The 26,998-nt window shown below is 64.5% G+C and carries 22 protein-coding genes and 1 tRNA gene; 11 read left to right on the top strand and 12 right to left on the bottom strand.

Annotation, left to right across the window (positions count from 1 at the left end; all coding sequences use genetic code 11):
• Positions 1-68 precede the first annotated feature (68 nt).
• From mreC to rodA, 4 genes are read left to right on the top strand one after another with little or no spacing between them, the layout of a single operon-like run.
• Entirely contained in the window at positions 69-899 is an 831-nt protein-coding gene (mreC, locus tag QY325_14675; protein WKZ66000.1) for a rod shape-determining protein MreC, read from the top strand.
• Complete coding sequence (gene mreD, locus QY325_14670) at positions 896-1,423, top strand: rod shape-determining protein MreD (protein WKZ65999.1); 528 nt, start codon at positions 896-898, stop codon at positions 1,421-1,423. Before mreC ends, mreD begins: the two co-directional genes overlap by 4 nt.
• Positions 1,420-3,273, top strand: a complete 1,854-nt coding sequence (mrdA, locus tag QY325_14665; protein WKZ65998.1) for a penicillin-binding protein 2 — start codon at positions 1,420-1,422, stop codon at positions 3,271-3,273. Before mreD ends, mrdA begins: the two co-directional genes overlap by 4 nt.
• Positions 3,270-4,592: a rod shape-determining protein RodA gene (gene rodA / locus QY325_14660; protein WKZ65997.1), complete on the top strand. Its 1,323-nt coding sequence runs from the start codon at positions 3,270-3,272 to the stop codon at positions 4,590-4,592. Before mrdA ends, rodA begins: the two co-directional genes overlap by 4 nt.
• 100 nt (positions 4,593-4,692) lie before the next feature.
• Here the strand turns inward: rodA and QY325_14655 are convergent, their stop codons facing one another.
• The 7 genes from QY325_14655 to QY325_14625 form a co-directional block, all read right to left on the bottom strand.
• Complete coding sequence (locus tag QY325_14655; protein WKZ65996.1) at positions 4,693-6,768, bottom strand: peptidylprolyl isomerase; 2,076 nt, start codon at positions 6,766-6,768, stop codon at positions 4,693-4,695.
• An 88-nt stretch (positions 6,769-6,856) separates the two neighbouring features.
• Positions 6,857-8,134, bottom strand: coding sequence for a hemolysin family protein (locus QY325_14650; GenBank protein ID WKZ65995.1), 1,278 nt, complete (start codon positions 8,132-8,134; stop codon positions 6,857-6,859).
• Between the two features lie 50 nt (positions 8,135-8,184).
• On the bottom strand, positions 8,185-8,403 hold the full coding sequence (locus tag QY325_14645; GenBank protein WKZ65994.1) for a hypothetical protein: 219 nt from the start codon (positions 8,401-8,403) through the stop codon (positions 8,185-8,187).
• Between the two features lie 3 nt (positions 8,404-8,406).
• Positions 8,407-8,937 carry an LPS export ABC transporter periplasmic protein LptC gene (gene lptC, locus QY325_14640; protein WKZ67991.1) on the bottom strand — a complete coding sequence of 177 codons (531 nt, stop codon included), beginning with the start codon at positions 8,935-8,937 and terminating at the stop codon, positions 8,407-8,409.
• Positions 8,938-8,991: 54 nt separating this feature from the next.
• Positions 8,992-10,311 carry a hypothetical protein gene (locus QY325_14635; protein ID WKZ65993.1) on the bottom strand — a complete coding sequence of 440 codons (1,320 nt, stop codon included), beginning with the start codon at positions 10,309-10,311 and terminating at the stop codon, positions 8,992-8,994.
• Complete coding sequence (locus QY325_14630; GenBank protein WKZ65992.1) at positions 10,311-11,753, bottom strand: hypothetical protein; 1,443 nt, start codon at positions 11,751-11,753, stop codon at positions 10,311-10,313. The genes QY325_14635 and QY325_14630 overlap by 1 nt, the downstream gene beginning before the upstream one ends.
• Positions 11,701-12,546: a type III pantothenate kinase gene (locus QY325_14625; GenBank protein ID WKZ65991.1), complete on the bottom strand. Its 846-nt coding sequence runs from the start codon at positions 12,544-12,546 to the stop codon at positions 11,701-11,703. Before QY325_14625 ends, QY325_14630 begins: the two co-directional genes overlap by 53 nt.
• A gap of 7 nt (positions 12,547-12,553) precedes the next feature.
• Between QY325_14625 and QY325_14620 the strand changes: the two genes are divergently transcribed.
• Positions 12,554-12,626, top strand: a tRNA-Phe gene (locus QY325_14620).
• Positions 12,627-12,670: 44 nt separating this feature from the next.
• Here QY325_14620 and QY325_14615 read toward each other — a convergent pair.
• Complete coding sequence (locus QY325_14615) at positions 12,671-13,258, bottom strand: HD domain-containing protein (GenBank protein ID WKZ65990.1); 588 nt, start codon at positions 13,256-13,258, stop codon at positions 12,671-12,673.
• Positions 13,259-13,317: 59 nt separating this feature from the next.
• Between QY325_14615 and QY325_14610 the strand changes: the two genes are divergently transcribed.
• The gene (locus QY325_14610) at positions 13,318-14,268 is read left to right on the top strand and encodes a HAMP domain-containing sensor histidine kinase (protein WKZ65989.1); all 951 of its coding nucleotides are present in this window, start codon (positions 13,318-13,320) and stop codon (positions 14,266-14,268) included.
• Positions 14,268-15,788, top strand: a complete 1,521-nt coding sequence (gene gpmI, locus QY325_14605) for a 2,3-bisphosphoglycerate-independent phosphoglycerate mutase (protein ID WKZ65988.1) — start codon at positions 14,268-14,270, stop codon at positions 15,786-15,788. Before QY325_14610 ends, gpmI begins: the two co-directional genes overlap by 1 nt.
• Positions 15,789-15,791: 3 nt before the next feature.
• On the opposite strand, the gene QY325_14600 is transcribed toward gpmI, so the two are convergent.
• Positions 15,792-18,017, bottom strand: coding sequence for a choice-of-anchor L domain-containing protein (locus QY325_14600; protein WKZ65987.1), 2,226 nt, complete (start codon positions 18,015-18,017; stop codon positions 15,792-15,794).
• Between the two features lie 15 nt (positions 18,018-18,032).
• On the bottom strand, positions 18,033-20,672 hold the full coding sequence (locus QY325_14595; protein ID WKZ65986.1) for a choice-of-anchor L domain-containing protein: 2,640 nt from the start codon (positions 20,670-20,672) through the stop codon (positions 18,033-18,035).
• A 127-nt stretch (positions 20,673-20,799) separates the two neighbouring features.
• Between QY325_14595 and QY325_14590 the strand changes: the two genes are divergently transcribed.
• Together QY325_14590 and QY325_14585 are read left to right on the top strand one after the other, a co-directional pair.
• Positions 20,800-22,179, top strand: a complete 1,380-nt coding sequence (locus QY325_14590) for a dipeptidase (GenBank protein WKZ65985.1) — start codon at positions 20,800-20,802, stop codon at positions 22,177-22,179.
• Positions 22,180-22,248: 69 nt separating this feature from the next.
• Positions 22,249-22,713 (top strand): LEA type 2 family protein, encoded by a 465-nt coding sequence (locus QY325_14585; protein WKZ65984.1) that lies wholly within the window; start codon positions 22,249-22,251, stop codon positions 22,711-22,713.
• 15 nt (positions 22,714-22,728) lie between these two features.
• On the opposite strand, the gene QY325_14580 is transcribed toward QY325_14585, so the two are convergent.
• On the bottom strand, positions 22,729-23,262 hold the full coding sequence (locus QY325_14580; protein ID WKZ65983.1) for a hypothetical protein: 534 nt from the start codon (positions 23,260-23,262) through the stop codon (positions 22,729-22,731).
• A gap of 70 nt (positions 23,263-23,332) precedes the next feature.
• Between QY325_14580 and QY325_14575 the strand changes: the two genes are divergently transcribed.
• Both QY325_14575 and QY325_14570 read left to right on the top strand, forming a co-directional pair.
• Positions 23,333-25,357 carry a thioredoxin domain-containing protein gene (locus tag QY325_14575; protein WKZ65982.1) on the top strand — a complete coding sequence of 675 codons (2,025 nt, stop codon included), beginning with the start codon at positions 23,333-23,335 and terminating at the stop codon, positions 25,355-25,357.
• On the top strand, positions 25,354-26,253 hold the full coding sequence (locus tag QY325_14570) for a hypothetical protein (GenBank protein ID WKZ65981.1): 900 nt from the start codon (positions 25,354-25,356) through the stop codon (positions 26,251-26,253). Before QY325_14575 ends, QY325_14570 begins: the two co-directional genes overlap by 4 nt.
• A gap of 62 nt (positions 26,254-26,315) precedes the next feature.
• Here QY325_14570 and tsaB read toward each other — a convergent pair whose 3' ends face one another.
• Positions 26,316-26,996 (bottom strand): tRNA (adenosine(37)-N6)-threonylcarbamoyltransferase complex dimerization subunit type 1 TsaB, encoded by a 681-nt coding sequence (tsaB, locus tag QY325_14565; protein WKZ65980.1) that lies wholly within the window; start codon positions 26,994-26,996, stop codon positions 26,316-26,318.
• Positions 26,997-26,998: the final 2 nt, after the last annotated feature.

Here is a 26,998-nt window from a genome sequence, read left to right as displayed (position 1 = left end):
CGGCAGTGTGACAGGCCATGCCGTGGCCCGGCATCCAAGGCGTGGGCAGGTGAACGGCACAACGATCCATGCGCGACCTCTTCCGCTTCCTCTTCCGCATCCGGGACACCCTCCTGTTCATCGCACTCCTGCTCCTGTCCTTCCTGCTGCTCTACAACGGCAATGCGCACCACCGGGCATTGGCCATCAACAGCAGCAGCGCGGTGGCCGGAACGCTCTACAGCTGGCGCAGGGAGATCACCGACTACGCCAGCCTCCGCGAGGTGAACGAACGGCTCGTGGCAGAGAACATCGACTGGCGCAATCGCCACAGCAGCGCCTATACGCCGGTGGAGGACCCCTTCGTCCGCATCAATGACACCATCCACCGGCAGCTCTTCCGCTACACACCCGCCAAGGTGGTGAACGCCACCTGGCACAAGCCCCGCAACTACCTCACGCTCGATAAGGGGCTCACCGCCGGTGTCCGTCCTGACATGGGCGTGATCGGGCCCGATGGAATCGTGGGCGTGGTGCGCGACGCCAGCCCCCACTTCGCCTCCGTCATCAGCGTTCTGAACCCGGACATCCGCACCAGCGTCAGGGTCAGGCGCACTGGGCACTTCGGGCTGCTCTATTGGGACACGAACAATCCCATCGCCGCCTCCGTGGTGGACATCCCCAAGCATGCGCGCGTGCAGGCGGGCGACACGGTGGTCACCATGGGCGGCGACGGCATATTCCCCGCCGACGTCCCTGTGGGCCTTGTGATCTCCGTGGAGAGCCCGCCAGGCCGGCCCGACCAGGCCATCCTTGTACGGCTCTTCGAGGACATGACGCGCAGCGGCTTCGTGTATGTGGTGACCGACCTGCAGCGGCCAGAGCGGGACACGCTCCAGCAAGCCCATTCCGCACCATGATCGGCACGCTCGCAGCGAACATCGGCCGATTCATCCTGCTCCTGCTGCTCCAGGTGCTGGTGCTCGACCACCTCGACGTGGCCAACGGCTGGATGGTGCCCTACCTGTACGTGCTCTTCCTCCTCATGCTGCCCTTCGAGGTGCCCGCCTGGGGCGTGCTCCTGCTCGGTGCGACCATCGGCATGGCCATGGACCTCTTCAGCAGCACGCCGGGCATGCACATGAGCGCCTGCGTGGCCATGGCCTTCGCTCGGAAGCACCTGCTGCGCCTCATGGCGCCGCGCGAGGGCTATGAGTTCGGCATGAGGCCCACCGTGCCCCGCATGGGGCTCCCCTGGTTCGCCACCTACGCCGGCGTTCTCATCGTGCTCCACCACCTCTGGCTCTTCATCGTGGAGATCCACCGCTTCGACGCACTCGGCGCCACCCTGCTGCGCGCCTTGATGAGCGCCGCCTTCACGCTCGCGCTCTGCCTGCTCGCGCAATTCCTCACCTCCGCCGCGCAGGAGCGCAGCCGCGCATGAACTTCGAATCGCGGAAATACGTGCTCATCGCCGCCGTGGGCGCCATCGCGGTCATCTTCATCCTCCGGCTCCTCTGGATCCAGGTGGTGGACGACAAGTGGAAGGCCAGCGCAGCGAACATGGCCGAGCGCAAGATCACCGACTATCCGGCTCGGGGCTTCATCTATGATCGCAAGGGCCGCCTGATGGTGGCCAACACGCCGGTGTACGACCTCATGATGGTGCCGAAGGAGGTGAAGGCATTCGACACGGCCGCCTTCGCCGACCTCATCAGCGTGCCCCTGGAGGAGCTCCGGCAGCGCATGGGCGATGCCCGGCGCTATTCGCTCTACAAGCCGAGCGTCATCGAGAAGCAGATCCCCGCAGGCCAGTTCTCGGCCATCAGCGTGCACCTGCACAAATACCCGGGTTTCTACGGTCAGAGCCGCACGCTGCGCACCTACCCCCCGCGCACCGCGGCCCACCTGCTCGGATACCTCAGCGAGGTGGATGCGCGCAAGGTGGAACAGGACCCCTACTACAAACCGGGCGACGTGATCGGCGTAGGCGGCCTGGAGCAGCAGTACGAGGAGGCGCTCCGCGGGCGCCGCGGCGTGCGCTATGTGCTCGTCGATGTGCACAACAACATCAAGGGCCCATACAAGGACGGCATTTACGACACACTAGCCGTGGAGGGGAAGGACCTCTTCACCGGCATCGACCTTGATATGCAGCTGCTGGGAGAACGGCTCTTGCGCAACAAGAAAGGCAGCATCGTGGCCCTTGACCCCCGCACCGGCGAGGTGCTCTGCCTCGTGAGCAGCCCCTCCTATGACCCCGAGCTGCTGGTGGGCCGTGTGCGCAACACCAATTATGGCATCCTGCAGCGCGACCCCATCAAGCCGCTCTTCGACCGGGCGCTCCAGGCCCAGTATCCGCCCGGTTCCATCTTCAAGATCGTGCAGTCGCTCATCGCGCTCGACGAGGGCGTCATCACGCCCACCACCGGCTTCCCCTGCAATAAGAGCCTGGTGGGCTGCCACAACCACCCCTACGCGGGCACCATCGAGCAGGCCATCCAGTATTCCTGCAACCCGTACTACTACCAGGTCTTCGACCGGGTGGTGGAACGGAAGCTCGACAAGAAGAGCCGGTTCCGCGACGCGGCGCTGGGCCTCGCCGAATGGGAGCGGCGCATGCACAGCTTCGGTCTGGGCGAAAAGCCGCGCATGGACCTTCCCTCGCTGAAGGGCGGCAACATCCCCGGCCCGGCCTACTACGACCGGAAATACGGCAAGGAGCGCTGGGCCTTCAGCACCATCTACAGCGTGAGCATCGGTCAGGGCGAGGTGCTCACCGTCCCCATCCAGATGGCGAACCTCGCTGCGATCTTTGCCAACAAGGGCTGGTACTACGACCCGCACGTGGTGCGCGCCATCGGCGACCCCGACAGCGTGCAGGCCCGCTACCGCGAGAGGCATGTGGTGGAGGCGGCCCCCCATTGGTTCGACCACATCCAGGAAGGGATGCGGCGCGTGGTCCATGAGCCCGGTGGCACGGCCCGCAGCGCCCGGATCGAAGGCATCACCGTCTGCGGGAAGACGGGAACGGCCGAGAACCCGCACGGACAGGACCATGCCGTCTTCATCTGCTTCGCCCCGATGGAGGACCCCAAGGTGGCCATGGCCGTCTATGTGGAGAACTCGGGCTTCGGCGGCACCTGGGCCGCCCCGATCGCCAGCCTGCTCATGGAGCAATACCTCACCGATACCATCAAGCGCCCCGAACTGATGCAGCGCATGCTGGACGCCGACCTCATCGCTGCCGAGAAGGATTTCGTGAAGAAGCCCAAGAAGCCACGCCGCCGATGAGCGCCAGGGAGAATGTCGCCGCCAATTTCGACCGGCCGCTGCTGCTGATCTACCTGGCCCTGATGTTCATGGGGTGGGCCAACATCTACTCGGCCGCCTATGACCCCGACCAGGCGAGCATCTTCGACCTCGACAAGGAATACGGCAAGCAAGCCGTGTGGATGGGCATCAGCCTTACGCTGGGTGCGGGCATCCTGCTGGTGCGCGGCCAGTTCATCCGCGACTCCGCCTTCCTGATCTACGCATTCGTGATGCTGCTGCTCGCGCTGGTGCTGGTGGTGGGCAAGGAGGTGAACGGCGCCAAGGCCTGGTTCGGCGTGGGCAGCTTCGGCATACAGCCAGCGGAGTTCGCCAAGTACGCCACCTCGCTCGCGCTTGCCCGCTACCTCAGCGGCCTCAAGGCGCTCATCGACCTCCGGTCCAGGGCGGTCAGCGCGCTGCTCATCCTCGCCCCGGTGGGCCTCATCATGCTCCAGCCCGATACAGGGACGGCCTTGGTCTCCGGCGCCTTCATCCTCGTGCTCTACCGCGAGGGCCTCTCCGGCAACGTGCTGCTGCTGGCCATCCTGGCGGCCTTCCTCTCCATCCTCTCCCTCATCCTCAAGGAGAGCTCCTTCGACCTTCCATTCACGGACCGCGCGCTCAGCGGACCGATGTTCCTGCTGCTCGTCATCATCATCATCGGGGCGCTCGCTTGGCTGGTGGTGCGCAACATGGTGGTGAAGCGGGCGCGGCGGCGGCTCTACGCCTACATCGTCATCGGCGTGCTGGCTTCCGCAGCCTTCATCGGCAGCTTGGATTACGCATTCGAGAAGGTGCTCGCCCAGCACCAGCGCGATCGCATCCTGGTGATGCTGGGGCAGATGGAGGACCCCCAGGGGCTGGGCTACAACGTGAAGCAGAGCCAGACCGCCATCGGTAGCGGCGGTTTCAGCGGCAAGGGCTATCTGGAGGGCACCCTCACGAAGTTCAAGTACGTGCCCATGCAGAGCACCGACTTCATCTTCTGCACCGTGGGCGAGGAATGGGGATTCCTGGGCACCAGCTTCGTCGTCATCCTATTCACCGTGCTCATCCTGCGCATCATCCAGATCAGCGATCGGCAGCGGTCGAAATTCACCCGGATCTATGCCTACTGCGTGGCGAGCATCTTCTTCCTGCACTTGATGATCAACGTGGGCATGACCATCGGCCTGGCCCCTGTGATCGGCATCCCCCTTCCCTTCTTCAGCTACGGGGGCAGCAGCATGATCGGCTTCACCCTGCTGCTCGGAACCTTGGTGCGGCTGGATGCGGAACGGCTGAGCCTGCTGCGGTGAGCCACGACGGCCACGGAGGCGGCCGCCGCCCGCTTATCGGCCGGACCATAAAGAAGAACGCCGGCCAAAGGGCCGGCGTTCTTCCGTAGGACCGAAGCCCTCAGTAGAACAGGTGGCGATTGTCCTTCACCCCGGCCGATTCGCGAAGGGCGTTGAACAGCGCGCTCTCCGCGCGGCTCTGCAGGCGGCCGAGCAGGCTGCCCTTGTCCCCGGCCGTGTCGCCGTCGGCGGGGGCGTCGGCGCGCGAGGTCATGCTCACCACGTACACCGCATTGTCGCCCTTCAGCGGCACGCTGGTCTGGCCCGCCTGTAGCGCGAATATCTGGCCCACCACCTCGAACTCGCTGTAGCCTCCGGGGATGCTGAATGCATTGAACAGCATGTCCGTGGCGGTCTGCACGCTCACGCCCATCTCGGTGGCCAACGCACTGACATCGGTCTTGCCCTTCATCCTCTCCAGGTAGGTCTCTGCCTTCTTCTCCTTGGCGGCCTCCTTCATGAAGGCCTCGCGCACATCCTCCAGCGCAGGCACGCCCTCTTCCTTGGCGCCCAGCAGCACCGCAACCACATAGTTGTCACCGGCCTCCTTTGGATCGCTCACCTCTCCCACTTTGGCCCGGTTCACCCAGCCGATGACCGACGCAGGCTGCTGAAGGCCCTGAACGAACCGCTGGTCGCTCCGCAGGTCGGCCACATTGGTCACCTGCAGGCCCTGCTCCTCAGCGGCTGCCTTGATCGCCTCCGCCGACTTATTGCGCAGGCTGAACTCATTGGCGCGTTTGTACACCTCCTTGAAGGTGGCGCCCGACGGCTTCACCGGACGGTCGACGGTGATGATGCGACGCTCCTGGCGGGTGCGCTGGCCGAGCACCTCGACGATATGGAAACCGTAGCTCGTCTTGCAGATAGTGATGGCGCCCACCTTCTGATCGAAGCTGGCTGCTGTGAACTCCGGTACCATCTGCTGCTTGTCGAACCACTCGTACACGCCTCCGTTGCTCACGCTGCCGGGGTCGTCGCTGAACTTGGTCACGAGGTCGGCGAACTTGCTCCGGTCCTTCTTCACCACCGTGAGAAGGCTGTCGGCCCGCTTCTTCTGGTCATCCTCGCCCACACCCTTCTGGGTGCTCAGCAGGATGTGGCGCACGCGCGCCTCCGGCACATCGGCCAGCTCCTTCACCTTCACCAGCTTCACCGTCTCACCCTCCTGGAAGGGACCGATCACGGCGCCCACTGCGCCGTTCACGATCAGGGAATCATTCAGCTTGTCCGCCGTTCCGGCCACGTACGGGACCTTGGTGTACGCACGGGAGGCCGCGTTGCCGAGCACGAAGGCGGAATCGTCCGTGGCCGCTTCGAATTCGCCCTTCAGCCGCGCCAGGTCATCCTGGATCGCCGCACGGTCAGCATCGCTTGGCAGCACCGGGAAGAGCACGTAATCGAAGGACCGTGAGGCTTTCTGCTTGTGCTTCGGGTCATTCTTGTGCTTGTCGTAGTAGCGGCGCAGGTCACGGTCGCTCACCGCGTAGAGGCTGTCGGGCTCGCTATCGTAGCGCTTGGCCACGAAATTGAAGGTGGCCCGTGTATTCTTGGCGTTGAATTCGTCGCGGGCCTGGGCGCTGTTCACGAAGACGCTCTTCTTCACCAGCGCATTGTACTTGGCGTAGAGGCGGTTCTCCTGGATCCGGCGCGATTGGATCTCATGGTAGACGGGTGCATTCAGCTGAATGGAGCTGAAGTACTCCCGCAGGCGGGCTTTATCGGGCTTGCCATCCGCGCCATTGAACTGGCCCTGGAACTCGGGCATCACATTGTCGCCGAAGCGGACATCGTCATACTCCGGCTTGGTGATGGTGAATCCGGCGGCCTTCACCTGGCCGAGCAGCACCTTGCCCTTCACCAGCTCATTCCACACGGTGTTGCGCACCTGCTCGGTCACTTGGGCATTGGCCGCCTGGCCGAACTCGTTGCGATAACTCTCCACCTCGTCGCTCACGCGCCGGTCGAATTCGGCGAGTCCGATCTCCTCCCCAGCCACCTCGCCGACGGCCTGATCGTTGCGGCCCAGGCCCGTACGGTTGGAAAGCAGCGCATCAAGGATGAATAGGGCCAACGCACCGCCCACGAGCACTACGAGGAGGCCGCTGCGCTCGCGGATCTTGCCGATAACTGCCATTGCCTGCTGAATTTGGGGCTGCGAATATAGGGGACGGCCCCGATCGGCGGGAAGCACCGCAACGCTTTGAGCGCAAGGCCCTTGCGCCTCAGGTCAGATAGCCGGGGCCCGGGTCGGTCACAAGCAGACGTACCAGGTCGATGCGGCCATGGGCCACCTGGGCCACCACCATCCTGAAGGGGTGCAGGTCGATCTCCTGGCCCTGCTCGGGCAGGTCGCCCGTGCGATGGAGGATGAATCCGGCCAGGGTGTCGTATTCCTCGCCCTCAGGAATGGCGAGCCCGAGCTCACGTCGCAGTGTATCCACCTCAAGGCGGCCGCTGAGCAGGAATTCATGCTCCCCCACGCGCTCCATGACATCCTCCGGCGTATCGTGCTCGTCCTCGATGTCCCCCACGATGGTCTCCACCACATCCTCCATGGTGAGCATACCCGCTGTTCCGCCGAACTCATCCACCACCACCGCCACGTGCGTGCGCTGCTTGATGAAGAGCTGCAGCACCTCATCCGCAGGCATGGTGCCCGGGATGAAGTTCACCGGCCGGAGGATGGACCGCACCGAGCGCGGGTGTCGGAAAAGCTCGTACCCGTGGACGTACCCGATGACGTTGTCGATGCTGTCCTTGTAGACCAGCAGCTTGCTCATGCCGGTATCCACGAAGCGGCGATGCAGCAGGTCCAAGCCCTCCTCGGCATCCACGGCCTCGATACGCGCCCGCGGCACCATGATCTCCCGCGCCTTGATACTGCTCAGTTCCAGCGTGTTGCGGAAATACTCCACCTCGGCATCCAGGTGCTGCTGCTGCTCGCTGCCGGAGGCCATCTCCCGCAGGAATTCATCCAGGTCGATGCGGCCGAATGCAATCTGACCGGGCTTGGTTTGGATGCGGAACACCCTGAGGACCAGTTCACTGAGACCGGTGATGAGCATCATGGGCACCCACAAGAGCACATACAGCAACAGGAGCGGCACAGTGAACAGGGCCAGCGAACGGTTCGCGTCGAGCCGGAAGAGCGCCTTGGGCAGGAACTCCGCAACCACCAGGATGAGCAGGGTGCTGAGCACGGTCTGCCCGATGAGGACCAGGACCGGCCCCCATCCGAATCCGGCCAGCCACGGCTCGATGACCTTGGCCATGAGCACACCGTACACGACCAGCGCGATGTTGTTGCCCACCAGCAACGCCCCGATGACCCGCCCCGGGTTGCGCTGCAAGACGCCCACCAGTCGGGCCCATACGGCACCGCGCTTGCGCTCGAGCTCGATGTAGAGCTTGTTGCTCGACACGAAGGCGATCTCCAAGCCCGAGCAAAGCGCCGAAATGACCACCGAGGCGGCGATGAGGAAAAGATCGGTCGGCTCCAAAGTGCTCCGGAACGGCGTCGGGCGAAGATAGCGGGCGCTTGGCGTTGCCTTCAGCGTGCAGACCGGCGGTCCTCCATCGCCTCCAGCTTCCTGCGCGTGAAGCGCCGGAAGAAGAACATGGCCATGGCGATTGCCGGGAAGAGCAGCCATTGCCGCCCCTGTGCGAAGCCATCCGCCGCTATAACCCAGATGGAGGCCACCAAGGTGCCGATGGCCACGGCCAGCCAGAAGTGCTCCATGAATCGGCCGAGCTTGCGGATGGTGCCCATCTTCTAGGGGTGTTCGGGGGCCAAGGTATCGCCATCGAGGTGCAGGGTGCCCGTTACCCGCCTGATGACATAGCTGCTGAAGTCCTCCGCCGCGTCCAGGCCGAGGCCATGGATCACATCGCGCCCGCGCTGGATGCGCACGGCCTTGTCGGTGCGGACACGGGCGCTATCCTGGTGCCAGGTGAGCGATTCCGTCTCCAGCCGCTCACCCTTGGCATTCACGAAGACCACCTGCTCATGCACCTCCATGCGCTTCTGCGCAGGCCAAATGGCGCCCCGTCGGGCCGTGAGGGTGCTGGTCTGGCGACCGAGCGGATCGAAGAACACCAGCTCCAGTCCATCGGAGAGCTCGGTGCGCTTGGCTTCTCCGCCCCACTCGCTGATGCGCCCCGCGCGCAGCCGGTTGCGCACGATGCCCGAATCGGTGTAGAGGTATTCGGCCTGCTCGGTCACCCTCTCCGGAACCGCCTCGGGCAACTCAACCGCCGCCACGCGCTCCAGGTCGTTCTTGCATGAAACCAGCATGCCCGCCATCAGAAGGGCGGGCAGGCTGCCGGCAGAAGGGATGCGCAATGCGCTCAGCACGGACTATTTGCGGGCACGCACCGTGGTCGTCTCGCTGAGCCCGCCGCAGGCTGCCTGGTAGGAGGCGCCGTCGGCGAGCTGGTGGAAGAAGAGCTCCTCCTTGGTGGGGAAGCGCGCATTGCATGAACCCATGCGCTCAGATGCCTTTTCCGCCACGGAGGGATCCAGGGAGCGGGCCTTCTGGTAGTAGTCGTAGGCAAGCCAGTACACGCCCCATTTCTCCGGCACTTCGCAGTTGCCGGCCGAGGATACCACGGCATTCCCGATGAGGATGAGCGCCTCGCCGTTCTTCGGTTCGAGCTGGAGCACCTGGTTGGCGAAGCTGCGGGCCTGGGCATGGTTGCCGGCGGCACTGGAAACCTGGCCGGCCTTGAGCAGGTACTTCACGCGGTCGCTGCAGCCGGTGCAGAGATCAACGGCCTCCTTCATGTACTTGAGCGCTCCGCTCATATCGCCCTTCTTCACCAGGGACTGGCCCAGGCTGTAGGCGCTCTCGCTGGTGGGGTTGGCGCGGTGCACATCCTCGGCCAGCACCAGGTACACCTTCTCCTCGGTGCAATCCTTGCCGTTCAGCACCTTCAAGAGGCGGCCCTTGAGCTCCAAGTCGTCCGGGCGCTCTTGCACCAGCTTGGCCGCGATATCGCCGATTTCCTTGCACTCCGCCACCCTGAAGAAGACACTGTTGACATTGTCGCGCGCCTTCACCCAGTACTCCATGTCCACTTCCTTGGTGGCAGGATCGGCCAGCGCTTGTTCGATGGTGCCGATCACCTTCACGTACTCGGAGAGCATCTGCTCCTTGGTGGCTGCTCCCGCGGCATAAAGGCAGTTCAGGGATTGATAGTAGGCGCTCAGCGTGCCGGGCTCGCTCCGCGACCCGCCGAGGTCCACGCTCTCCTTCAGCACGTCGTAGGCTTCCTGGCACTTCGCGGGGCGGTGGTACTGCAGATCCACCCCCTTGCGGCCGAGGACGAAGGCCTTCTCCCCGAAATGCGTGATGCGCAAGTCGTAATTCAGCATCAGGGAGTCGATCAACCGCTCCTTGCGCGCGGCATCCTTCTCCTTGGCGATGAAGGCATTGAACATCTTCACCCCATTCTGGTAGACGCCCTTGCTACAGGCCGGGCAGATGCGGAGCAGCTCGCGGTACGGTGCATAGGCATCGGCCGTGGCGTTCTGCTTCATGTACTCCTGGTAGAGCGAGAGGTTCTTCACGCATTCCACGCTGTCCGCAGGCGTAGCGCCGTACTTGCTCTGGGCAGCGGTACCCAAGGCCGAGCCCAAGGCAATCAGGAGAAAGAGGCTATGGAGGAAGGTCTTCATCAGTCGATCCGTCGTTTCTTGAACCATTGTTCCCTGAGGTCTGGCGTGATGGACACGCCGATGTAGATGTTGGCGAAGCGCTCGCGGAGCAGACCGTTCGCAGTGGTGCCCCGCTCGCCGATTTCCGTGGCGAGGTTGAGGCGGCTGCGGGTGTTCGACCCCATGAGCGGGAGGGATAGGCCAAATGACATGCCAAGCTGCCGGATGGAGGTCCCGCGCAGCGCAATGGGCTCCTCCGTGTATCGGAATCCGGTGCGGTAGATGGCGCGCCGCAGGAAGCTTCCGCCCATCTCGCCGGCCGGCCGGTAGCTGGCGCCTGCGGCATAGGTGGTGGCCGTGCGCAGATCGGTGCGCAGCTCATACCCTTCCACATCGGCCCGGAGCGCCGACCAATCACGCTGTTGCACCTCTGCGGCAAAGGTCCACCGTGCATTATAGATCGAGAGCCCTGCGCTGACCCCGACAGGCAGGTCCAAGCTGCCACGGGCGCCATTGACCTGGGCGGCCGTATCGCGCGGGAACTCGACCCCAGCGCTGCTGAGAAGGAAGGATGTGGCGAGGCTGGTATGACGCGCGTTGAGCGCCACGGGTGCATCGATTCCGATGCCGACGCGGAACCGCAAGGCCTCCCCTTCGCCCTTGGGCAGCTTCAGGGGCTTCCTGTCCTTGGGGTCACGGCCGGCATTGAGCCATTCCATCTCCTCGCGCCGGTCAGCGGCCCGCAGGGCCTCCTTGCGGCGCCCCATCCGCTCCTCGGCCCGGCGCTGGGACCGGATGTCGCCGGAGTAGAGCAGGCCTACCGTCGCCGTAGGCGCTTTAAGCGCCAAGGTGGAGGTGATGCTGCTGTTGTAATGCCCGGTACCCAGCGGATAATAGGCCTTGCGGGCCGCCTCGACGCTTCCGAAGAGGTATTCCAGATTGGCTCCGACGCTCAAGCGCCCGAAGGTGCGGCCGCTATCCGAGCGCTGCCATAGCACACGGCCGAATCCGAGATAGGCCCGATTGATGCCCCCCGAGCCGGAATACTGGTAGCGGACGGTCCCGCCATCGACGGTGCCTGTCTCCTCAATCTGGTAGGCCACGGTGGAATACGGCTGCAAGCCCAAGGCCATGCCCCACTTGCCACGGGCGAACGGCACGCCCAAGGACAAACCCAGGATACGGGCGCTTCGGCCGCGGCTCGTGCTCTCGGCAATGGTCATGTCCATGGAGCGCACGGCGAGCCCCATTTCGTACACGGCATGCGAGAGATAGGGGTAGGTGGCCGGGTTGGCGCGGGCCACGCCATAGGGGTCGGCCACCACCACGCCCAAGCCCCCCATGCCTGCCTGCACCACCTGCGAAGTCCCGGTCAGGTCACCAAGGCCATGGGAGGAATAGGGAGACCCACTACCCTGCTGCCCCTGTGCCGAGGCCAGCACCGGGAGGGCCAGTGCCAGCATGTAAGTGCCGGTGTATGAGGCGTAAACCTTCAAGGGTCAGGAACGGGTGGGCAAAGATGCCGCTTTTCAGGCCGCGGGCGAACCCCAGGGCGTCACCACCGGTAAGGACAACACAGGCATCGGTGAAACTCGAACGGGCCAGGTGCATGAAGCGCTCGACCTCACCTGCAATACCGTGATACAGGCCCGATTGGAGTGCGGATTCGGTGCTATCGCCGAACGGAATGGACTCCATTGCCGGCTCCACCAGCGGCAGGCGGGCGCTATAGGCATGCATGGCCTTCGCCCGCATCCGCATGCCGGGCGAGATGGCGCCGCCGAGGTAGTTGCCCTGGGGGTCCACCAAGTCGTAGGTGATGCAGGTCCCCAGGTCGATGGCCAGCGCGGCGCGGCCGGGGAAGAATGCGGCTGCCGCCACGGCATTCGCCAAGCGATCCACCCCGAGCGTGGACGGGGTGCGGTACGATGAGCGCACAGGCGATGCGGATGCACCGGTGATGGAGTGCACTGGGGCGAATTCCGCGGCGCCGGCCAGTACAGCCCCTTCGGAGGAGGCCACCGAGCCGATCACGACCTCCAGCACATCCGCATCGCCGACGAAGCCCCGGAGCCCTTCGAGATCATCCGGGGCCAGCGCGATGACCCGCACCAGCCTGCCTTCGCGGAAGAGGCCGGCCTTCACGCGCGTATTGCCTGCATCGAGGATCAGTTCCATGCCTGGTGGTTGGTTGCGACGCTTGTCTATCTTTGCGCGCCTTCGTCGGTTCAGGACGGCAACGACCTGTCGACGCAAAGGAAATGGTGCCTTAGCTCAGCTGGTAGAGCAACGGATTGAAAATCCGTGTGTCCCCAGTTCGATTCTGGGAGGCACCACTGCGATGAGGACCCCGCGCTGCGGGGTCCTTGTCATTCCGGGGTCAGGGATGGCTCTCCAGCCATGCCCGCACCGAGGCCAAGTGCTTCTGCTTCAAAGGTTCTCGCAGACGCTTGTTGGTGGGCGTGAAATAGGCGTGGCGCTCCAGGAAACGGACCTGCAGCTCGTTCCACTCCCGCTCGGTGGTCAGCGCGCCGTAGGTCCGCATCTCCTCGAAGAGCGTCGACCCTATCCGGTCGAAATCCGGGCGTCCGAGATAATCCAGGTCCGCATCGCAAAGCACCTTGGCCAGTTCATTGGAGGGCTGCTGGGGGATGCGCGTGGCCATGATCATGGCGCAGATGGCCTCTACCTGAGCCTCCGCGAAGCCGTAACCCGGCAGCACGCTCCGCACGATGGCGCAACCGGCCTCCTCATGGTCCGTGTCCTGTACCGTGAATCCAGCGTCGTGATAGAGCGCGGCGATCTTCAGCAGCACTAGGCCCTCACCGGTGATCCCCTCCTGCTCAGCGATACTGATGACACTGGCATATACATCCAGCGTATGCTCAAGGGAGTGGTACGTGCGACCTGCCGGCAGCTCATGCCGGAGGCGGTGCAGGATGTACGCACGAGCGCCGTTCGCATCCATGGGATGGCAGCCAAGATAGCACGCTCGCCGCCACCCTGCCCGCTACCTTCGCTGCATCAATGGAAGCATACGGCCGGAGGGCGCTGTGGCTGCTGGTGGCCGCCATGCTCTACATCGTGGCGCAGAGCGTATGGTGGGCGCTGCTCCTGCTCAGGCGCGATGAGGAGATCGCACGGCTCAGCGCGGAAGTGAGCCGCCTGTCGGGAGCGACAGCCGATTCCGCACCGACCGGCCATGCGCTCATGGTGCTCGGCGAGGCAGGCGTCTTCCTGCTGCTGCTCGCCGTGGTCCTGGGGATGGCGCTCCACGCCATCCGCCGTGACCTCCGCCTTGCGGCACTGCAACGGAACTTCCTTCTGGCCGTGACGCACGAACTCAGGACACCGGTGGCAGCCATCAAACTGCAATTGCAGACGCTGAACCGCCGCGATCTGCCGGAAGGAGCGGCCCAGGGCCTTCGTGAGGCTACCATCCTGGAGGCCGAGCGCTTGGCGACCCTCACGGACAAGGTGCTCCTGGCCGCTTCGGACGGAACAAGGGAGATACCCGTGAACCGCATGCGCCTGGACCTGATCGACGTCCTTCAGGAAGCAATCATGCGCGCGCAGCTGCGCGACCAGGAGGCGCATAGATTCGAGTTGGATGCTCCCGACCGGCTGCCCGTATCCCTCGACCGCGATGTGATGCGCAGTATCGTAGACAACCTGCTGGAGAACGCAGCGAAGTACGCTCCATCTGGCACGGCGATCACCGTGCGCGCCATGCAGGAAGCGCGGCAGTGGCGCATCGAGGTGGAGGATCAGGGGCCGGGCATCCCTCCTGCGGAGCGCGGCCGGGTCTTCGAGCGGTTCTACCGCAGCGGCAATGAGGAGACCCGGCAGCACCCGGGAACCGGCTTGGGACTCTTCATCGTTCACCGCCTCGTTCGGAGGCTGGGCGGGCGCATCGAGATCCGGGACGCTCAGCCCCATGGGGCTATCTTCACCGCGTCATTCCCAATCGCTGATTGATGGCCAAGAAGAAGGCAGTCCTCATCATCATGGATGGCTGGGGGCTGGGTGCGCGCGATGCCAGCGATGCCATTGCCTCCGCCCATACCCCGTTCATCGACCGCTTGATGGCTGAAGCCCCGCACGCCACCCTGCTTACCGACGGAGAGCATGTCGGGCTGCCGGCGGGGCAGATGGGCAACAGCGAGGTAGGGCACCTCAACATCGGGGCCGGCCGCGTGGTGTACCAGGACCTGGTGCGCATCGACAAGGCCATTGCGGACGGCAGCCTGGAGCGTTCGCCTGTCCTGCAGGAAGCCCTCCTCCGCGCGCGTGGCCGGCGGCTCCACTTGATCGGCCTGGTTTCCGATGGGGGCGTCCATTCCATGCGCACCCACTTGGAGGCCCTCTGCGGCATGGCGGCCCGGAGCGGCTTGACGGAGGTCTTCGTGCACGCCTTCACCGATGGGAGGGACACCGACCCACGCAGCGGCCGGGGCTACATGGAGCGCCTCCTCGCAGCGATGAAGGGGCAGCCGGCCCGGGTAGCCAGCGTGGTCGGCCGGTACTATGCCATGGACCGGGACAAGCGGTGGGAGCGCGTGAAGCTGGCCTATGACCTGCTGGTCCATGGGCGCGGCACCACGGTTGGAGACGCGCTGCAGGCCTTCGACCGAAGCTATTCGGAAGGCATTACGGATGAATTCATCAGGCCCCATTCGGTGGCGGATGAAACCGGTGCGCCGATAGCCACCATCGCCGATGGTGACGTAGTGGTCTGCTTCAACTTCCGAACCGACCGCTGCCGGGAGATCACCCAGGCGCTCACCCAGTCCTCCTTCCCCGAGTTCGGCATGCAGCCGCTGAAGCTGCACTATGTCACCATGACGGAGTACGACCCCACCTACAGGGATGTGCACGTGCTCTTCCGCAAGGACGATCTGCCCATGACCTTGGGCGAGGCGGTCTCCCGAGCGGGTCGCACCCAGATCCGCATCGCTGAGACCGAGAAATATCCGCACGTCACGTTCTTCTTCAGCGGCGGGAGGGAACAGCCCTTCACGGGCGAACGGCGCATCCTGCTCCCCTCGCCCAAGGTGGCCACCTACGACCTGCAGCCGGAGATGAGCGCCCACGGCATCGTGGAGGCCATCGTTCCCGAACTGAGGTCGGGCGCGACGGATCTCGTTGTGCTCAACTTCGCCAATCCGGACATGGTCGGCCACACGGGTGTCTTCGAAGCCATCGTGAAGGCCGTGGAGACCACCGATCGGTGCACCCAGGCGGTGGCCGATGCAGCCCGTGCCAACGGCTATTCCGTGGTGATCATCGCCGACCACGGCAACGCTGACAAGGCACGCAATGCGGACGGTTCACCGAACACGGCGCACACCACGAACCCGGTGCCCATCATCATCCTCGCGGATGGCTGCAAGGCAGTGCGGGATGGCGTGCTCGCCGATGTGGCTCCAACCCTTATCGACCTTCTGGAAATGGAGAAGCCCGCCGAGATGACGGGCTCCTCCCTGCTCGTTCGCTAAGGCTCAGCGCCAGCCGTTGCGGAGAATGGTCACGTGCCCGGTATAGGGCTCCTCCTTGCGCGCCACGATCACCTCATAGAAGTAGGTCCCGTCAGGCAGGTCATCGCCCGCCCACTGGTTCTGGTAGTTGTTCGCCTCGTAAACCAGCTGGCCCCAGCGGTTGAAGATGCGCACCGTATTGCTCACGTAGGTGATGCCATCGATGACGAACTTGTCATTGTGGCCATCGTTATTCGGCGTGAACACGTTGGGGATGATCACATCACAGATGAGCGATACGGTGGCGACATCCTGGGCGGTGCGGTTGCACTGATCGGTGACCGTGACCGTATAGGAGCCGAACTCCAGCATGCTCACATAGGTTGAGGGCCCTTCATCGCCGGTGGACCAGGAATAGGAGAGCGACCCGACGCCCCCGAAGCCCACAGCCGTGAGCAGCAGGCTGTCCGGCCGGCATTCCACGGTGTAATCCTCTGCCGTGACCGAGATGGGCGGAGCATCGATGATCGTGATGGTGACGCTCGCCGATGTGGTACGGCCGCAGGCATCGGTGTAGGTACCGGTGATGGTGACCGTTTCGCCGTCATCGGCCGTCTCATCCTCCAAGGGCTGGAAGGGCACGATTGTATTGAGCACCCCGTCCGCGATGGTGACCAGGTCCTGGAAGACGAAATCGGTACCGTTGGCCGCGGCGCCGCTGAATGTGACCACGATCGGCACATCGCCGGGAACGCCCACCGGACGGATGAAGTTGATTCCGGTGCTCTCGCAGGCCTCCATGACGGTTCCCGAGCCGACGATGCTCATGTTGAGCGGGGGCAGCGGGTCCAGCTCCACGAAGAACTGGGCGATGGCCGTGGACCCGCAATCGTCCGTGGCCGTGGCGGTGTAGACCGCATTGTCGGTCGGCGACACGGTGATGCTGCTTCCCGTCTGGCCGTTCGACCAGCTGATCGCATACGGCGGGTAGCCCCCAGCGACCGCCGGCGTCAGCGCTGCGCTGCCTTGGCAGGGTATGTTCGCCACCCCGCCAACGATCGTCAGCGGTGCCGATGACTCGATGAAGAAGGTGAACTCATTCGTGATGGTGACCCCTGCGCAAGGGCTCTCGGAGATGAGTGTCAGCACGATGGTCTCCGTACCGTCCGCATCGATCGGGCAGTTGAACGTGAAGGACTGGGCGGTATCGCCCGGCAGGAAGACCAGGGAATCCGGGAAGGGCGGCACATAATCCACGCCTGGGGTGGCGGTGCCGCCAACTTGGATGTACACCACGCTGGTATCGTCGGCAGCACCGGTCTGCGCGAAGTTGATCGTCACGGGATAGCAGCTCTCAAGAATGGTGTTGTTGCCCACGATGCCGGGACCCGGCGTCAGTGAGGGAACGAACGGCGTACTGGTGAAGCTTCCGGCCTCGAGGAACACGGCGCTGTCGAAGGAGCTGTCAGAACCGTCGCCGATGGCCATCTTGATGTGGTAGGTCTCGCCGCACTGGACTGGCCAGCGAGCCGTGAGGACCACCGTGAAGCCATCGTAGGCGATGGTAGCGCCGGCACCGTTGTTCACATAGTAGATGCTGTTGCTCTGCCAGTTGGGGTCTGCCGCAGCACAGGTGGCCGCCTGGCCACCGGAGGTGCCGGGCACTCCGGGGTTCACCGTGTTGATGGCGATGGGGATGGACGTTCCGGGAACGAGCGCGATATTGATCGCATTATTCTGGTAGGGGCCGTTGATGCCCGGGCCGCTGAGGAAGAAGCCGAACGCATCATTGAAGGTGGTGCATACGTACTCGGGATACTCCTCCGAAGCGAAGACGTACCGGAACTTCACGGTATCGCCCACGGGCACGAAGTCGAACTCGAGCACCGCCCGGTCATTGATGGTCTGGTTGGCGAGCAGGGCCAGGTCGGGGTCCGCACCGGTCCCATTGGCCGCGCTGGCGAAGTCAGAGGCCGGACCGGCGGCATCATCCACCAAGCCGCTGGAGAGGATCACGCCTGCCGGAAGCCCGAGGTTGGTGCCCGTTTCGGTGAAGGAGCCGCTGCCCACCTGGGCCGCGGCCGGGTTGAGCACGCCGTTGTAGGACACGTTGCTCACGGTGACTCCTGTGCCCAGCAGCACATCCTGCACAAGCTGCTGGGGTGTGAGCGTATTGGTCACGGTAAGCTGCGCCTGCAGGGTGCCTCCCGCCAGCAAGGCGAGTCCGAATGTTAGGTGCTTCACTGCCACGGTATTCCGGTTTTATCAGTTCTGGCTTCCGCGGATCAGGGTCACATGACCCATGCCCTCTACGGGCTCGAAGTAATGGCCCGCCGCGCGGTATTTGTAGACGTAGACACCGGTGGTCGCCTCACCACGGCCATTCACGGTGCCGTCCCACATGACGTTCACGTCCTGGGTGGTGAAGATCAGCTCGCCCCAGCGGTCGAAGATCATCATCTCGAACTCCTCGATGTAGTGTCCGATGGGCCCGAACAGCTCATTCCGGCCATCCCCATCGGGCGTGAACGCGTTGGGGAAATGGATGTGGGCCGGCGCGCGCAGAAGCACGGAGTCCTCACCGAGGCAACCGTTCGGCGTCACGATCTTCAAGCTGACCCAATGGTCCTCCAGGTCCAAGTAGCTATGGTAGACCTCATCATTCCGGTACCGTGTGCCATCGCCCATGTCCCACACCCATGTGCGTGCATAGGGCAGGGTGGCCGCCTGCAGGTACCAATCGTCCTGGCCCTGGTTGGTGACCACGATATCGGTGGAGACGTGCTCCACCTCGATGGTCATCGCATCTGAGCGCTCCTCGCCGCACTGGTCGCGGACGGTCACGCCGTACGTGGTCTCCTCCTCCGGCTTCACCCAGTAAAGCGGGTCCGTGAGGCTATCAGGGCCGGCCCAGAGGATGTGGTAGTAGCCGGAGCCGCCCGTGACCATGGCATGGATGGTGGCGCTATCACCGGCGCACAGCACCTTGTCTTCAGGGAGCTCCAGCACGAAGGGGTCATAGATGGGCAGCAGCGCGGAGACGGTGGCGGCGCCAGTGTAGCCGCATTGGTCGTCCACACTGATGGTGTAGGCCTGGTTCCCGAGCACCGGCACATCGATGGTCCAGGAGTTCCCAAGCACCTGTCCGTCAGCATCGGTCCAGCTCCACGTGTAGACGCTGTTGCCCCCGGTGATGCCCAGGATCGTCAAGGTCACCGTGTCGCCTGCGCAAATGGGGGTCTGGTCGCCGGCGGTTTCGATGGCGATGGGGGGCAGGGGCACGGTGCCCACGAGGACGCTGTCCTGAACCGACGTGCCGCAGCCCTCGGTGACCGTTACCACGTAGTAGAGCGGCGGACCAGCCGGCACGGTAATGGTGGCGGTATTGCCGATGGGTACGCCCGCAAGGCTCCAGCTGTACGAGAAGGCGTTGTTCCCGCCGGTTGCACCCGTTACGCTGATCGGACCGGTACCGAGGCAATCAATAAGGGTATCGGGCGAAACGGTGATGGCCAGCGGCGGGTAGATGGGCAGTGTCACCGTGAAATCGGCCGAGACGGGCGCGATTCCGCAGACATCGGAGACCGTGACCGTATAGGTGGTCGTCACCACGGGTGATGCATCGATGGTGGCCGTGGTCTCCCCGGTGCTCCAGGAAAAGCCGTACTGGCCCATGCCGCCGGTCACCACCGGCGCCAAGGTGTTGTTCTGCCCGCATACGCTGTTGATGTCGGCACCGGTGACCGTCAGGGGCGGCGGGCTATCGATGTTGAACACGAACTGCGTCTGCAACTGGGTTCCCGAGCATTCGACGAGCTGGTCGATGGTGATGACGATGGTCTCCGGACCGTCGGCATCGATGGGGACGTCGAGTACCAGGCTGACCGTCTCCGATCCGATGGGGAAGATGAGCTGGGCAGGGAAGGCGGGGGTGTAATCCACGCCGGGGGTCGCAGTCCCCGAGATGGTCAGGTCAACCGTATCCACCACGGTGGTGTCGCCCAACCGGGTGAAGACGAGCTCGATGGGATTGCATCCCTCCAGCATCGTATTGCCGATGATGCCCACTCCGCTCGACAGCGTGGGCACCACCTGACCGGTGCTGGTGAAGGAGCCCGCCTCCAGGAACACAGCGCTATCATAGCTGCTGTCCAGCGCATCGCCCAAGGCCAGCTTGATGTGGTACTGCTGACCGCACTGCACCAAGGCGAAGGCCTGCAGCACCACGGTCATCCCATCATAGGCGATGGTGGTGCCCGCGCTGTTGTTCACATAGTAGGCGGGGTTGGATGCAGGGCAGGCCGGGTCCGCGGGGTCGTTGTTGTAGCCATTGTTCACGTTGTCGATGGTCACGGGAACGGTGGTGCCGGGTACCAAGGCGATGTTGATGGCCCCTCCGCTGTACGGACCACTGATGCCGGGGCCACTGAGGAAGAAGCCGAAGGCATCGTTGTAGGAGCAGACGAACTCCGGATACTCCTCGGAGGCGAACACGTACCGGAACTTCAAGGAGTCACCCGTGGGGATGAAATCGAACTCGAGGACGGCGCGGTCATTGATAACGCCTCCGGAGATCGACACGAGGTCAGGATCGCTGCCGGTCCCATTGAAGTCGCCCGAGAAATCGGAAGCCGGGCCTGCCGCGTTCGAGACCTCTCCGCTGGACAGGATCAGGCCCGAGGCGATGCCCAGGTTGGTGCCGGTGGCCGTGAACGAGCCGCTGCCCACTTGGTTCGTGCCGGGGCTGAGCACCCCGTTGTAGCGAATATTGAACGCCTGCACCCCGTTCCCGAGAAGCACATCCTGCACGAGCTGGGCAGGGGTCTGCGCGGTGTTCACCACCAACTGGGCCGAAGCCTCCAGGCCCAGCAGGGCGGAGGTCAGGAGCAGGATTCGGGCCTTCATGACAGGGATCGAGTGGGGATGAGCGTTGAAAAATAGGTCTTTGGGCTGAATCCTAGACCCCCCCAACCCCATAAAGGTTGCCCCGCGCCTCAGGTTCTTACTTTCGACGCCCATAAAGCCAGTCCACGTGCATCCCATCGACGCGTACATCGAGTCCCAGAAGGACCGCTTCCTGAACGAGCTGCTCGACCTGCTCCGGATTCCCAGCGTGAGCGCCGACCCCAAGTACAAAGCCGATGTAGCCCGATGCGCCGAGGCGGTGAGGCAGCGCATGGTGGATGCCGGCCTAGAAAAGGTGGAGGTCTGCCCCACGGCGGGCCACCCCATCGTGTACGGCGAGAAGATCGTCGACCCTGCCAGGCCGACCGTGCTCGTATACGGCCACTACGATGTTCAACCCCCTGACCCCCTGGACCTTTGGCATAGCGGCCCCTTCGACCCGGTCATCAAGGAAGGGATGATATACGCTCGCGGCAGCGCCGATGACAAAGGCCAGTTCTACATGCACGTTAAGGCCATTGAAGCCATGATGAAGAGCGGCGGCCTGCCCTGTAACGTGAAGGTGATGATCGAGGGAGAGGAAGAGGTGGGCTCTGACAACCTCGGCGTGTTCGTGAAGGCCAACAAGGACCGCTTGAAAGCCGATGTGGTGCTGATCAGCGACACGGCCATGATCGCCAATGACGTCCCGAGCATCAACACCGGTCTCCGCGGCCTCAGCTACGTGGAGGTGGAAGTGACCGGCCCCAACCGCGACCTGCACAGCGGTGTTTACGGTGGCGCCGTGGCCAACCCCATCAATGCGCTGTGCGAGATGATTGCCAGCCTGCACGACGCCGACCGGCGAATCACCATCCCGGGCTTCTACGATGCCGTGAAGGAGCTGAGCAAGGCCGAGCGCGATGCCTTGGCCGAAGCCCCTTTCGACGAGGAAGAGTACAAGAAGGACCTGGGCGTGAGCGGCTTGCGCGGCGAGAAGGGCTACACCAGCGAGGAGCGCAGCAGCATCCGCCCCACCCTCGATGTCAATGGCATCTGGGGCGGCTACATCGGCGAGGGGGCCAAAACGGTGCTTCCCTCGAAGGCCTACGCCAAGATCAGCATGCGGCTGGTGCCCAACCAGAAAAGCGATGCCATCACCAAGCTCTTCAAGGACCACTTCGAATCCATCGCGCCCCCGGGCATCCAGGTGGTTGTGAAGCCCCACCACGGCGGGGAGGCGGCGGTGACCCCGATCGACAGCCCGGCCTACCTGGCCGCCAGCAAGGCCATGGAGGAGACCTTCGGCAAGAAGCCCATCCCCACACGGGGCGGGGGCAGCATCCCCATTGTGGCGCTCTTCGAGCAGGAACTCGGTCTCAAGACCGTGCTCTTCGGATTCGGCCTGGACAGCGATAACATCCACAGCCCCAATGAGAAGTATGGCGTATTCAACTACTTCCAGGGCATCCGCACGATTCCGCGGTTCTTCCACCACTACGCGACGCTGATGAATGGCCATGCGTAGGGGTGGCCATGCCGATCATCAGCGAACACGGCACACTCCCTGCCAAGGCCCGGGGGTGATCGGAGCACGATGATGACCACGCCAGCATCCAGGGCTTCCGCGCTGTTCCTCGTGGGCGCCGTGCTGGCTTCCTGTTCCCCGTACCAGGAAGTCGAGCTGCATGAGGTGACCCGGGTGGAGGTGCTCGGCCTGAGCAACCAGCATCTTGCCCTGCGGCTCGACGCGCGGGTGGAGAATCCCAACGGCTTCCGCATCCACGTGGAGGAGCCGGAAGTGGATCTCTACCTTAACGACCGCTTCGTGGGCAAGGCTGTTCTCGACTCCGCGTTGGTGCTCGACCGTCGGCGCACCGCGGTCTACCCCGTCTACCTGCATGCGGACCTTCAGGAAGGATCGCTCTTCGCAGTGCTCCTCACCGGTGCCTTGCAGGGAGAGATGAGGCTGGGGGCCAAGGGCACCGTGGCCGGCCGGTCCGGCGCCCTCCGCAAGCGCTTCCCCTTCGAGTGGCAGCAGGTGGTGCGGCTCCGTGAGTAAGGGCGTCGGTCCGGCTCAAGGCCGCCCCACCACATGAGGCTGCTTGCTGACCACCACTTCGACGCCCAGCGCGCCGCGCGCGACATCAACCTCCACCGCATTGCCGACGATCGGGTACCAGTCGCGCCATGCGCTCCGCGCCATCCAATGGTCCGCTAGGAAGCCATCCCGGAACACATAGGTGATCACCGTGCCTTCCACCTGGACCTCCTTCACCAGGTGGTCGGAGGCGGTTACCGGTCCATGGAAGAGGAAGTTGACCCACAGCAGCGCGCTGGTCACCAGCGGCCCGATTGCCAGCAGGTTGAACAGGAACCATTCCAGCCGCTCCATGCCCAACCGGAGGCCGCTGTGCGCGTAGGGCACCAGGTTGCCCGCGAAGCACAGACCGACGAAGAAGCGCACCAGCAGCCCGGTGTCCATCAGGGTCCAGGGCAGCACCGTGAGCGCGCTGATGAGCGCGACGAATACGCCGATGCCCATGAGCGTCCCAGGCCAGTAGCGGTCGCGCACCCGGGGGTCGGCGTGCCTGGCCGGTGAGGACTTCACGGACGCTTGTTGAAGCCGGCGGACCCGCTCATCGGTGACGGGCCGCCCGCTTCGCTTCATTTGATCCTCCATGGCGCACGAGCAAGATAAACGTACCAACCGTCTCGCGCTGGAGAGCAGCCCCTACCTGCTGCAGCACGCGCATAACCCGGTGGATTGGCATCCGTGGGGCGATGAAGCCTTCGCCAAAGCGCGCGCGGAGCAGAAGCTGCTGCTCGTGAGCATCGGCTACAGCAGCTGCCATTGGTGCCACGTGATGGAGCGCGAGAGCTTCATGGATGCAGGAATCGCGAAGCTGATGAACGACCGGTACGTGTGCATCAAGGTTGACCGCGAGGAAAGGCCTGACGTGGACCACGTGTACATGACCGCCGTGCAGTTGATGACCGGCCGAGGCGGCTGGCCGCTGAACTGCTTCGCTCTGCCCGATGGGCGGCCGGTGTACGGCGGAACCTACTTCCCGCCCGCGCAATGGAGCCGCGTGCTCACCGACCTGCATCGGACCTGGATCGAGGACCGCGAGCGGGTGATGCGGCAGGCCACGCAGCTTCAGCGCGGCGTAGCGAGCACCATGCTGGCACCGGAGGAGCAGACGCCGCTGGCGGAGGCGAAGCGCGCGGTGCTGGGCATGGCGGAGCAGTGGTCGAAGCGCTTCGACCATGTGCATGGCGGCCCGGACAAGGTGCCCAAGTTCCCCATGCCCAACAACTACCAGTTCCTCCTGCGGCATGCGGCGCTCACCGGCGACCGATCCGCGCTGCAACACGTGGAACTCACCCTGGACCGCATGGCCCTCGGCGGGATATTCGATCAAGCCGGCGGCGGATTCGCCCGCTACAGCACCGATGCGCTGTGGAAAGTGCCGCACTTCGAGAAGATGCTGTACGACAATGCACAGCTCGTCTCGCTGTACAGCCAGGCCTACCAGGCATTGAAGAAGCCGCTCTACCGGGATGTGGTGGAACAGACGATCGGATTCGTTGCACGGGAGCTGAGCGCCGGCGACGGCGCCTTCTTCAGCGCGATCGACGCCGACAGCGAAGGCGAGGAAGGGCGCTACTATGTGTGGACGGATGCCGAGCTGCAGGAGGCGCTCGGCGCGGAATACGACCTGGCGAAGGCTTACTACGACATCGGGGGACAGGCGCTCTGGGAGCACGGACGCAATATCCTCCGGCGCGGCATGCACGATGCCGAATTCGCGGCGGCGTTCGGCATCAGCGAGCCCGACCTGCGGGCCCGCATCACGAGCATACGCGCAAGGCTCCTGGAATCGCGGGGGAGGCGGCCAAGGCCCGGAGTCGATGACAAATGCCTCACCAGCTGGAACGCCCTCATGGTCACTGGCCTCTGCTCCGCCTACGAGGTCTTCGGCCGCGAGGAATGGCTGGCGGGCGCACGGCGCTGCATGGAGCATCTCCTCACCCGGTGCCATAGGGCCGATGGCGGCCTTTGGCACAGCTGGAAGGACGGCCGCGCCTCCATCAACGGCTTCCTCGAGGACCATGCGTTCACGATAGAATCCCTGCTCGCACTCTACGGCGTCACCTTCGAGGAGCGCTGGCTCGACGAAGCCCTGGCGCTGGCCGAGCATGCCATCCGCCACTTCGGCGACGAGGCCTCCGGCTACTTCCACTTCACGAGCGACCTGGACGCTCCGTTGATCGCCCGCCCCTTGGAGGTGGAGGACAATGTGATGCCCGCCTCGAACTCCGCCATGGCCCGGGGGCTCTTCGTGCTCGGCACGCTGCACGACGATGAGCGGCTCCTGGGCAGGGCACGCCGCATGCTCGAAGGGATGCTCACCCGGCTGGCCGCCGCACCCATGGCCCACAGCAACTGGGGGCAGCTGGCGCAGGCGATGGCCTGGCCGCTGCACGAGATCGCCATCACCGGGCCCGATGCCCTCCGGCTCAGGCTGCAATTCGGCCCGCATCACATCCCCAACGGGATCTTCCTGGGCACAACAGGCCGTTCGCAACTGCCGTTGCTGCAGGACAAGTCCCTCCCCGGAACCATGATCTTTGCGTGCGTGCAGAAGACCTGCCGGCTACCGGTGCATACGGTGAACGAAGCACTCGCCCAGCTCCGATGAGGATCCCGCTCCTCCTCGCGGCACTGCTCCTGCTCGCCCGGACGGTCAGCGGACAGGCGCTGCTCATCCTGCCCACCGCGGAGGAACCGGATCAATTGCGGTTCAACGAGCGCTTCATCGCGCGAAACGGCATCCGGTCCATCGTGGGCGAGCGCTTGGTGAAGCGCGACCGTGAGCCCATGCGCCCCGAGCGCGAGCGGCTGCTTTTCCGTTTCGACCCCGCTGGCCGCCTCGTCTACAGCAACAACTCCTTCGGACAGCCGGGATCGGGACGTGACACGGCCTCCGTCACCTTCGAGCGCGACTCCAGCGGATGGGTGACCCGGAGGCTCCGTAACGACCTCAGCGGCCACTTCGCCCATGTGCTGGTGCACGATGCCCAAGGCCGGGTGATCCGAGAGACCTATCAGCGCATCGAGAACCTGGGGCCGGACCGCTACCACCTCGTCCCCGGCACCGCCACCGAGATCAGCGATGAGCAGTACCGATACGTGCAGCTGAGCGATACGGCGCTGCGCAAGGTCTTCCTCAACAACCTTGGCCTCCCCTACCGGGAGCAGACCTACATCTCCGACAGCCGCGGCTACGTCCTCAGCATCGAGGACCACTACCTGGTGAGCCAGCGACGCGGCCGCATCACCTTCACCTACGACGACCATGGCTGGCTCGCCACGCGCACCGAGCAGCCTGACCTGGCGCAGGCCGGGCTCACGCGGCATGCCTGGCGGTACGATGCCGTGGGCAATGTCCTGGAAAGCGAGCTCTGGAAACAGGAACAGCAGGTGTGGCGCGAGGAATACCTCTATGAGGAAGGCACCATGCTGCTGAAGGCCCGGCTGCGGAAGGACCTCGCCACCGGCACCATCCATGTCACGAAGTTCATCGTGAACCGCTAGCGGCAGGCCTTGCCCGCGCTGAAGGCCTTCCGCTCCGCAGGCGGCCCTTCATCCGCCGGCCATCAAGCCGAGGCCGACCGCTTCCGGGGCTGCGTCACGTTCGCCTCCTTGCCGTACAGCGGCGCCAGGTAGGCGAGGTCGTCCACGCGCCCCGATCGCAGGCGATCCGCGGCCAGCGCCAGCATGGCCCGGGCATGCGGCTTCACGCCCGGCACGTGCTCTACCTCGGGGTGGTCCGCCCACAGCGCTGCGGCCTTGTCCGCGCCATCGCCGAGCACGAAGCACTTGCCGGCGCCCTTGGCCCAGGGCGCATCGAGGATCAGCGGTGCCATGGCTCCGACCGGTCGCGCGTTGCCATCGTGCTCCTGCGTGAAGACCTCCATCCGTCGCGCATCCACCATGGGCCACATGGACTTTCCTGAGCGCCCTGCGGCAGCCACCAGCGTCTCCAGCGTACCCAAGCCGATGATGGGGATGCCCAGCGCATGGCAGAACCCCTTGGCCGCGCTTACGCCGATGCGAAGCCCGGTGTAGCTACCCGGCCCGATGCCGACGGCAACCGCTTCCAGGTCACGCATCCGCAGCCCGGCCTCGCGCATCACCGCATCGACGAACATGTTGAGGAGCTCGGCATGCGCCAGCCGCTCCCCTGTGGATTCCCGCTCCGCCAGCAGCAGGGGGCCTCGGCCCACGGCCACGGAGCAGAGCGGCGTAGCCGTCTCGATGCACAGGATCGCCCCCACGC

The organism is Flavobacteriales bacterium (assembly GCA_030584065.1).
Taxonomy (GTDB): domain Bacteria; phylum Bacteroidota; class Bacteroidia; order Flavobacteriales_F; family PHOS-HE28; genus PHOS-HE28.
This window is presented reverse-complemented; position numbering and strand designations above follow the sequence as displayed.